Origin of the sequence: Stappia sp. WLB 29 (genome assembly GCF_023507705.1) — a bacterium.
GTDB lineage: Bacteria > Pseudomonadota > Alphaproteobacteria > Rhizobiales > Stappiaceae > Stappia.
This window is the reverse complement of sequence record NZ_JALBGD010000015.1, coordinates 76,663-84,042: the sequence shown is the minus strand read 5'-3', so window position 1 is coordinate 84,042 and position 7,380 is coordinate 76,663. Positions and strand designations below refer to the sequence as shown.

The 7,380-nt window shown below is 65.1% G+C and carries 6 protein-coding genes; 4 read left to right on the top strand and 2 right to left on the bottom strand.

Features of this window, described 5'->3' with window-relative positions; translation table 11 throughout:
• Positions 1 to 235 precede the first annotated feature (235 nt).
• On the bottom strand, positions 236 to 1,621 hold the full coding sequence (locus MNI96_RS20700; protein ID WP_249696259.1) for a flagellin N-terminal helical domain-containing protein: 1,386 nt from the start codon (positions 1,619 to 1,621) through the stop codon (positions 236 to 238).
• A 363-nt stretch (positions 1,622 to 1,984) separates the two neighbouring features.
• On the opposite strand from MNI96_RS20700, the gene MNI96_RS20695 reads away from it, so the two are divergent.
• From MNI96_RS20695 to MNI96_RS20680, 4 genes are read left to right on the top strand one after another with little or no spacing between them, the layout of a single operon-like run.
• The gene (locus MNI96_RS20695; protein ID WP_249696257.1) at positions 1,985 to 2,854 is read left to right on the top strand and encodes an N-acetylneuraminate synthase family protein; all 870 of its coding nucleotides are present in this window, start codon (positions 1,985 to 1,987) and stop codon (positions 2,852 to 2,854) included.
• A gap of 25 nt (positions 2,855 to 2,879) precedes the next feature.
• Positions 2,880 to 4,049, top strand: a complete 1,170-nt coding sequence (locus MNI96_RS20690; RefSeq protein WP_249696255.1) for a polysaccharide pyruvyl transferase family protein — start codon at positions 2,880 to 2,882, stop codon at positions 4,047 to 4,049.
• Complete coding sequence (locus MNI96_RS20685) at positions 4,046 to 4,795, top strand: class I SAM-dependent methyltransferase (protein ID WP_249696253.1); 750 nt, start codon at positions 4,046 to 4,048, stop codon at positions 4,793 to 4,795. The genes MNI96_RS20690 and MNI96_RS20685 overlap by 4 nt, the downstream gene beginning before the upstream one ends.
• Positions 4,792 to 5,502: an acylneuraminate cytidylyltransferase family protein gene (locus MNI96_RS20680; protein ID WP_249696251.1), complete on the top strand. Its 711-nt coding sequence runs from the start codon at positions 4,792 to 4,794 to the stop codon at positions 5,500 to 5,502. The genes MNI96_RS20685 and MNI96_RS20680 overlap by 4 nt, the downstream gene beginning before the upstream one ends.
• Positions 5,503 to 5,524: 22 nt before the next feature.
• Here MNI96_RS20680 and MNI96_RS20675 read toward each other — a convergent pair whose 3' ends face one another.
• A complete protein-coding gene (locus tag MNI96_RS20675) occupies positions 5,525 to 7,348 on the bottom strand; it encodes a tetratricopeptide repeat protein (RefSeq protein ID WP_249696250.1) in 1,824 nt (607 codons plus the stop codon).
• Positions 7,349 to 7,380 lie beyond the last annotated feature (32 nt).

The window sequence follows — 7,380 nt, the reverse complement described above, 5'->3', positions numbered from 1 at the left end:
TGATATCGGACATTCGGAAATCCTTTCTGGCTGCCCAAGCTATGCATGGCCTCGTCCTGAGGCTCGCGGCCAGACTGGCGTGGAAACGCTAAATTAGGGTTAACAGCTCATTGCCTCCGTTCCCAATTCGCCTGTGCTTCCAAGAGGTTCGTTAACCATATCGAAAGAGGCATGAAAAAAGGCGGCGAGTCGCGACCCGCCGCCCTGTTTCTTTTCTTGCCTTGCGGCTGGCGTCTTAGAGCAGACGCAGCACGGCCTGGTCGGCCTGCGAGGACAGCGACAGCGCCGTGGTGGACAGCGACTGGCGGGTCTGCAGGGCGAGAAGGTTTGCACCTTCCTCGTTGGTGTCGGCCAGCACCAGGTTGTCGGCACCCGTCTGCAGGGTGTTGATCAGGTCCTTGGTGAAGTCCTTGCGGATCGTGACCGTGTTGAGGTTCGAACCGAAGGTGGAGGACGTCTCGCGCAGGGTCGACAGCGCGTCGCTCAGCTTGTCGAGGGTGGCGTTCGCTTCCGAATCGCTCAGGCTCGACACGCTGCCCAGACCCATACCCGAGGAGGTAAGGTCCTTGCCGCTGATCGACAGCTCCGACTTGTTGGCTGCGTCACGCTTCTCGTTGAAGGCGACGGTCAGCTTCGAGGACGAGGAGTTGATCAGGTTGACGCCGTTGTAGGACGAATCGGCCGCGAGCTTGTCGATCTGACCCAGGATCTCGTTGAACTGCGACACCAACTTCTGGCGTGAGGACGAGTTTGCAGCCGGGTTGGCCTGGGTGGTGATCGAGAAGGTGTCGGCATCGCCGGCGGTGGCGCCGTCGGTGAACGTGACGGCCGTCTCGCCGGCATCCACGTAGTCGCCGTCGGCCGGATCGGACAGATCGACCGAGGAGTTGCTGCCGAAGCCGAGCGATGCGGCCAGCGAGGTCGCCTGGGTCGTCGCGGTCGAGGCGTCGCCATCAGCGTCGACGATCTGCACGTTCAGCGTCTCGGTGTCGGAGCCGGAGATCTTCAGCTTGCCGGCGTCGGTGACTTCCGCCGAGGCAACGCCCGAGGCGTTGATGACGTCGACAGCGTCCTGAACCGTGGCGACCGCGCCCGTGCCGTCAGCCTTCTGGGTGGTGCCGACGGTGATCTCGATCTCAGAGACGGCACCGGTCGTGGTGTCGGTCGCCTGCACGGTGATCGTGTCGCCGTTGGTGAAGCCGAGGTTGGACAGAGTCTGACGCTTGGCCTGGTCCTGGATCGTCTCGCCCGAGCTCGGCGTCAGGCCGTTGGTCGAGATCGACGAGGAGCTCTCCACCACGGTGCCGGAACCGGCGCCACCAGCCTGCAGAGCCTGGCGAGCGGTCGACTGGGCGCTCTCCACCAGCTTGGTGATGCCCTTGATACCGTTGTCGGCAGCTTCCAGGGTCTTCGTCGCATTGGAGATGCCGTCGAGCAGGCTGGACAGCTCGTTGGCGCGCGAGTTCAGGTTCTGGGAGGTGAAGAAATTGGTCGGGTTGTCGAGGGCCGAGTTGACCTTCTTGCCCGTGGCGAGCCGGTTCTGCGTCTGGGACATCATGTCGGCAGTCTTCTGCAGCGACAGGAGGTTCTGGCGCACGCCAGCGGAGAGAGTAACGCTCATTGTGGTGTACCTTTCTGGTAACAACTAACGCAACGCGTCCTCGTTGCCCCGCCAACCTACGTTTCCGTTTCGGAATCATTCGTAAAAACAGGTGGTTAACCCGTGTTAAGGTAAATGGCGAGTTACTGGCCTCGCAGGGTCTCGCATCTTGCGACAGGTCTTTAAATTTACTCGCCGAATCACGCCGAAACGGGAATACTGCGGGGGTGCCTCGAAGGCTGCCGCCGATGGATCGGCGCCGGCCTGCCTCTCCCAACGGTTAAGGGATTGCCGTGCGGCGAGGGACGGACAGCGAAACCCGCAAGCGCCTCAGGCCGCCAACAGGCGGTTCAGCGCTTGCCGCGAGCCCGAAAAGATCGCGAGATGAGCCTCTTTACATTCGACAGCTGCACTGTCGTCGCCGAGATCGGCATCAATCACAATGGCAGCATCGACCTTGCGCTGGAGATGATCCGTGCCGCCCACCGCGTCGGCTGCGATGCGGTCAAGTTCCAGAAGCGTACCGTCGATGTCGTCTACTCGGCCGAGGAACTGGACAAGCCGCGCAAGTCGCCGCTCGGCGAGACCAATGGCGACCTGAAGCGCGGGCTGGAATTCGGTCGCAAGGACTACGAGCGCATCGCCGCGCTGTGCGGCGAACTCGGCATCACCTGGTACGCCTCGCCCTGGGACGAGGCGTCGGTTGACTTCCTGGTGGCGCTGGACGTGCCCTATCTGAAGATCGCCTCGGCGTCGGTCACCGACCGCGCTTTGCTGGTGCATGCGGCCCGCAGCCGCGTCCCGCTGCTGATCTCCACGGGCATGTGCAATCTCGAGATGGTGGAAGCGGTGGTGGAAACCATCGAGGACGCGGGCGGCGAGATCGCATGCCTCTATCATTGCACCTCGACCTATCCGGCCCTGCCGGAAGAAATCAACCTTGCCGGCATCTCGACCCTGCGCGAGCGGTTTCCCCATCTCAAGATCGGCTATTCCGGTCATGAAGACGGGATCCTGCCGAGCATCCTGTCGATTGCGTTCGGCGCAGTGTCCGTGGAGCGTCACTTCACGCTCGATCGCACCATGTGGGGGTCCGACCAGTCGGCGTCCATCGACGTGGCGCAGATGAAGGAGATGATCGCCGGCATTCGTCTGGCCGAGAAGGTGCGCGGCGACGGGGTCATCGACATCTATGCCCGCGAGCGGCCGGTGATGGAAAAGCTGCGCCGCAAGGACACGTTGGCGTCGCTGTGACCGCCGCGTCGTGACTGCCGCCCGCATGCGACCGCTTTCCGTTCTGCATCTGGCCTCCTTCGTCGGAAATCTCGGCGACAATGCCATGCATGACGGCGAGTACCGCACGAGACGCGAAGACCTTCCTTGGACGCTCGCGCATCGCCCCTGCGAGGTGCGGGACTTCATCCATTGGCGCCGCCGGACCTTCGACGAGACGTTCGTCGCGGAGGCGAACGACGCCGATATCCTGATCGTCGGCGGGTTCAGCCTGTTCCAGCTCTGGCGCGAGAACACGTCCTCCGGCACCTATCTGGAAGCCGGCCCGGATCTTTTTGCGGCGATCCGCCGGCCGATCCTGTTCCACGGGCTCGGCGTCGATGCGACGCGCGGCATCAGTCCTGTGGCCGTGGCGCGCACCCGGGCATTTCTCGACGAGATTCTCGGCTTCGATCATTGCCGCTTCTCGCTGCGCAACGACGGGTCCTGCGACGTCATTCGCGACCATCTGGGCGCAGCCTATGCCGACGCCATGCAGGTGGTGCCGGACGGCGGTCTTTTCGCCGAGCCGCAGGCCTGGCCGCATCCCGGTCTGCCCGAAGGCAGCCGCTTCGTCGCCGTGAACCTTGCCGGCGACATGCCGGACAAGCGCTATGCGAGTGCAGACGGCGAAGACCTGACGGAGCGCTTCGCTGCCGCGATGGCATCCGGTATCGAGGAGCTTCTGGCGGCGGACGAAACGCTCACCTGCGTTTTCGTGCCTCATATCTACAGCGACTTCGGGCCTATCGGTTCGGTTCTCGATGCGCTCGACGACCGGCTGCGGCGGGAGCGTGTCGTTGTCGCCGGGCTGGCGCAGGGGGAGGGGGGCTGGTCGGCCAGCTTCGATCTCTACCGCCAAGCTTCGGCCGTCATCGCCATGCGCTACCATGCAGGGCTCGCCTCTATCGGTCTCGGTGCGCCGGTTTTCGGCATTTCCACCCATCACAAGATCGCCGGCCAGTTCGCGGCGATGGGCCTTGCCGACCGGTGCCATGCCTTCGACGGGCAAGGCGATCTCGCCGCGCTGTTCGAAGCGGTTGCGCAAGATCTCGCCCGGCCGGCCGCAGGCATTGCGCGGTTGGCTTCAGCCAAAGCGCGTGAGCGGGACGTGCTGAAACGGCATCATGAAGATGTTGCCGTCTGGCTTTCCTCGCGCGTGGAGGGGCTGGCGTGAGTTCGATCATCGACCGCTGCCTCGCGCTCTATGGCTCGGCGGACTATTTCGTGCCCTATCCGGCCCGTATCGCAGCCGGTGAGTACTGGGACGAAAAGCGCGATCCGGACGGGCGGCTGCGGGACATCGCCGCCGAGCGCGAGATGCGCAAGGCGGACCTTGCCTATATCGCTAAGGCCGTGAATGCGCGCGCTTCCGGCCGGGTGGTCGACATCGGTTGCGGCCTCGGCGAGTTGCTGGAGCAGATCGATCCGCGCCACGAGCGGATCGGGCTCGATCCGTCCGAAAAGGCGGTGGAGATGGCGGCGCAGCGTAGCGGCGCCACGACGATCCGCGGCGTGCTTGAACCCGGCCGCTTTCAGCCGGCGTCGTGCGACGTCATCGTCGCCCATCATGTCATCGAGCATGTCGACGATCCCGTGTCCTTCGTCCGGCTCGTCCACGAAGCGCTTCGGCCCGGCGGGCTTTTCGTGGTCGGCACGCCCAATTTCGCCAGTGCTGCGGCGCGTATGTTCGGCGAGCGCTTCCGCTTGCTCCATGATCCGACGCATGTCAGCCTTTTTACCGACGACTCGCTGATGCGCCTGCTGCGCGACAGCGGCTTCCGGATCGCCTCGGTGGAGTATCCGTTCTTCGGGACGCGGTTTGCCACCCAGGAGGCCTGGGAGCGGATGCAGGCGCCGGAGACCGGCGTTTCGCCCGCCTTCTGGGGCTCCTTCGTGGCGGTTTTTGCGGAAAAGAGATGATGACCTGTGATGCGATCGTGCTTGCCCGCGGCGGCTCGAAGGGGATCCCGCGCAAGAACCTCGTACCGGTGTTCGGCAAGCCGCTGATCGCCTGGACCATCGAGGCAGCGCATGCCGCCGGCTTCGTGCGCGATGTCATCGTCTCGACCGACAGCGAGGAGATCGCCGAGACCGCGCGCGCCTTCGGAGCACGGGTGCCCGTGCTGCGTCCCGACGAGTTCGCCACCGACACCTCGCCCGCCGAGGCCTCGCTGCACCACGCGATTGCCCACATGTGCCGGCAAGAAAAGCCGAAGTCGGTGCTGTTTCCGCAGGTGACCTCGCCGGTCCGGCGCAAGGACACGCTGGCCGATGCCTTCCGGCATTTCACGGAAGGCGGCTACGATTCGCTCTTTTCGGCAAGGCTCATCCGCAATTACATCTGGCGCAACATGCCGGAGCCGCAGCCTCTCTACGATCCGCACAACCGCCTGATGCGGCAGCAGATCCCGGCGGAGGACCGCTACTATCGCGAGACCGGCAACTTCTATCTGTTCCGGACGGAAAGTTTCGAGCAGACGGGCTGCCGACTGACCGGTCGCATCGGCTTCTGGGAAACCAGCGACGAGGAAGTCGTCGAGATCGACGAGCCGCAGGACATCGCCGTTGCCGAGCTGATGCTGGAGCGGCTGGAGCGCAATCTCGCGGTGCACCCGATCCAGATGTAACGGCGCGAGCCCGCGCGATCCGTCAGCGGCGGCCGAGCCAGTTGCGAAGATCCGCCGCGAGCTGGGGGACGATATCGGCTGCCGGGTGTTCGGGATCGAGCCGCAGGTAGCGTGTTGCCGGTGCCCAGGGCGGGTTCTCCTGGCCCAGCAGGATCGTTCCGGTGACCGGGCCGAAGCGCCAGGTCGGCACGCCGAGCGCTCCCGACATGTCGGCGACGGACGTGTTCGCCGAGATGACGAGATCCATGCAAGAGGTCAGCGCTGCGACGGTCTCCAGATCGTCGAACAGGTCGAGATCGTCCCACCGGTGCAAGGTGAAGGCCGTTCGCTCCTGCAGTGCCGCGATCTCCGCAGTGCGGTCGGTATAATCGAGAAGGACGAAATCGACCTCCTCGATGGCGAGTAGCGGAAGCAAGTCCTCCAGGGCAAGATAGGAGCGGCCGCGTTGGCCGACACGGTTGCCGCTGGTCCAGGACAGCCCGACCTTCGGCCGCGGGGTGCCGAGCGGCGCACGCTCCCGCAAGGCCGCGACGCGCTCTGCGTCCGCCGTCAGGGTCGCAGTGGTTGCCGGAAAGGCGGCGATATCCGGGCGCAGAAGGGCGGGCAGGCCGCCGAAGGCGCATTGGACATCGAAGTCCTCGCCGCCCATCAAGGCATTGAGGCCCTCGTGACCGCGTTGGCGCACGGTCATTTGCGGAAAATTGCGTGCAAGCAGCAGCACCAGCTTGGGGTGGCATTCGACGATCAGCCGGCCTGCCTGATCCGCCAGTTCGGCGAACATGGATGCGGATCGCAACACGTCGCCGATGCCCTGGTCGTCCCAGATCATCAGGGTCTTGCCGGCAAGCGGCTCGCCCTGCCATGTCGGGCGCGAGAAGCGGCGCTGGATCAGTCCCTTGAGATTTGCCTCGACGCGGCGTTCCGCGAGCTTCCAGCCGCGCGCCAGATCGCCGCTGGCAAGGCAGGCGAGGCCGAGCGTCATCGCCGTCTCGTGGCGAGCGGGGTCGATGGCCAGTGCCTGCTCCAGCTCCTTGACGGCCTCCGGGAAGCGACCGAGATGATAGAGCGCCTTGCCGCGCAGCAGGCGCGCATCGCTGCCGACGATGCCGAGGGCGATCGCACGGTCGGTCTCGGCGAGCGCTCTGGCATAGTCGCCGGTGCTCCAGAGCGCATTGGCAAGGCTCAGCCGATAGGCGGCGTCGGTCTCTGCCTCGAAGGCATCCGACCTGCCGAGCAAAAGCTTGAGCGCCTCATCACCGCGGTGCAGCTGGTTCAGCGCATCGGCCAGGCTGAGAAGGGCGAGGCGGTGGTCCGGTGCAGTAGAGACCGCAAAGTGCAGCACGCGGACGGCTTCCTCGTGCTTGCCGGCCAGGATCAGCGTCTGGCCGAACTCCACCAGCATGTCCAGATTGTCGGGAACGGCGTCGGCTGCCGCGCGCAAGGCCGCGTCATAGGCGGCCAGAGCCTCCGGCAACCGGCCCGCCCGGTTGAGCAGCCTGGCCTGGCGATGCAGCAGGGCCGGGTCGGGGATCGCATTTGCGGCCTGCGACGAGGCGGCGAGCAATGCCTCGGTGTCGCCGAGCGCCTCGAGCGCATCGATCAGGTTGATCCGGTAGCGGGGTTCGCCGGGAGCAAGGAAGATGGCGCGCTCGAAGAGGGCGACAGCGCGCTTCGGATAACCCTGCTCGAGAAAGCAAAGGCCGAGTAGACTGGTCACCTCGGCGTTGCCGGGATCCTGCTTGAGAAGCTTTTCGTAGATCGGCCGCGCGCGCGCTGGCTTTCCGTCGCGCTGCAGGAGCAGCGCCTTGCGCATCTGGTCCAGGATCGACTGGGGGGAGGGCGGCATCCGCGTGTCCGGCTCGAGGTCAGTGAGCGCGG